This is a genomic window from Kitasatospora sp. NPDC088264, assembly GCF_040685715.1.
GTDB lineage: Bacteria > Actinomycetota > Actinomycetes > Streptomycetales > Streptomycetaceae > Kitasatospora.
This window is the reverse complement of sequence record NZ_JBFBIR010000139.1, coordinates 1-1,890: the sequence shown is the minus strand read 5'-3', so window position 1 is coordinate 1,890 and position 1,890 is coordinate 1. Positions and strand designations below refer to the sequence as shown.

Sequence of the window (1,890 nt, the reverse complement as noted above, 5' to 3'; positions counted from 1 at the left end):
AGGGGGGACCCTGTGGGAGAGTAGGACGCCGCCGAACAATCATTCACAGAGAACCCCCATCCGGGAAACCGGATGGGGGTTCTCTGCATTTCCGGGGCATTGGGTCCCCCCAGCCTGCCGCATCCGCTGCCGGGGCGGTCCGGCAGGATGGCCGCCATGCCCACGACGCCGGAGTACACCCAGCTGTCGCTCGCCCAGCGGCTGACCGAACACGCCCGCACGGCCTGGCCGCAACTGACGGACCTGCACATCCGCCATCGCGGGCAGTTCGCCTACGTGGAAGGCGAACTGCCCGACGGCGAACGGGTCAAGCTGATGCGCCTGCGCTACAGCGGTACCGCCAGCCGATGGGGCTTCGCCCTCTACTACGCCGGCAGCGACCGCTACGAAGACTCCCTGCTACCCACCGGCGGCTTCGCCGGCACCCCCGAGGACGCCCTCGACTGCGCCTGCCAGCTCCACCTCGCCGCCCCCGCTACGAGTGTGGCGAGCCGAAGCGAACCGATCGACTGGCAGGCACTGGCCCACAGTATCGGCGCTGGTCCGGAATCCAGCGGTGACCGCATCGCTCGGCGGGCCATCGCCTTTCTGCTGGGTGATGAGGCGATTCGTGGGGCGGTGGATTGGTACGTCGAAGGTCTCCCGGCCTCCGAGCACGCGCGTTCGGTCTTGTGGCTGCTGCAGCCCGACGCTGCTCGATCTCGCTGCCTGGAGATCTATCGCACCGACCCGGATCCGGAACGTCGGCACCTCGCGGTCGAGTTGCTGCGCGTCGTCGCCACGGCTGATGACCTCCCGTTGGTCGGTGAGTTCCTCGTTGACGCTGATCCGGCCATCCAGATCTGGGGTATCGGCGTCCTCGACCAGCTTCTGTTCCGCAGCCAGGTCGACGCCGACGACGCGGAGCCCTTTCTGCAGGCCGCGGAGCATCACCCGAACCCCCAGGTCCGCGAAAAGCACACCTACCTTCGCGATTTCCTGGCATCCCAGGGGTGTCGCGACTGAATACTGGCGCAGTCCTGGCAGGTTCTCCTGATGATCGGCGGTGTGCCGGTCGAGCCTCACCAGCAGATCGTCCGCATCCGGCACGCATCTCACCGGCCGCAGGGTCAACCCCCGAAGGACTTGGAGCGTCGACGCTGGAGCTGGCCGGAATGCCCGGACCGCCGCGCTCGCCGATCTGAAGAGAGCACTGGAGCAGCCACCCATGGACAACAACGCCTTCGTCTACACGACGTACATCAACACCACACCTGAGCGGCTCTGGCAGGCGCTCACCGACCCCGCCTTCACCGAGCGCTACTGGGGCGTGCGCTTTGAGACCGACTGGGTCGAGGGCTCACCTGTCGTCTGGGCCGAGCGCGGCGCACGGACCGTCGACCCGGAGCAGGTCGTACTCGTCCACGAGCCGTACCGGCGGCTCTCCTACACCTGGCACACCTTCACTCCGCAGTGGGCCCAGACGGCCGGTGCCGGCGAGGAACTGCGCGCCGAACTGGCCGCGGAACGCCGGTCGAAGGTCACTTTCGAGCTGGTGCCGCACGGCAACCAGGTGAAGCTGACCGTCACCCACGACGACTTCGGCCCCGGAGGGACCCTGCGCTCGATGTGCAGCCAGGGCTGGCCTGCCATCCTCTCCAGCCTCAAGACACTGCTGGAGACGGGCGAAGCCCTGCCCAGCGCCGGGCAGCCGGTCCACGAAGGCTGACCGCCGACGGACTCGGCCGCACCACCGCGCACGCAGCGCAGCCGTTCGGATGGGCGTCGCGGTTCGGACGGGCGTCACGGCGACGCCCATCGCGCTGCGCTTCGGCGAGTCGGACGCGCTCTCGCTCTCCGCGCTGATGGCAGCCGGCCTGGTGCTGTTCGCGCTGACCCTGCTGGTCAACG

The 1,890-nt window shown here is 68.5% G+C and carries 2 protein-coding genes and 1 pseudogene; all 3 read left to right on the top strand.

Annotated features, from left to right (window positions below):
- Positions 1-156 precede the first annotated feature (156 nt).
- On the top strand, positions 157-1,005 hold the full coding sequence (locus AB0O82_RS38660; RefSeq protein ID WP_363589738.1) for a hypothetical protein: 849 nt from the start codon (positions 157-159) through the stop codon (positions 1,003-1,005).
- Between the two features lie 202 nt (positions 1,006-1,207).
- The gene (locus AB0O82_RS38655; protein WP_363589736.1) at positions 1,208-1,708 is read left to right on the top strand and encodes an SRPBCC family protein; all 501 of its coding nucleotides are present in this window, start codon (positions 1,208-1,210) and stop codon (positions 1,706-1,708) included.
- Positions 1,709-1,796: 88 nt separating this feature from the next.
- A pseudogene (locus AB0O82_RS38650) lies at positions 1,797-1,890 on the top strand (phosphate ABC transporter permease subunit PstC); the annotation flags it as partial.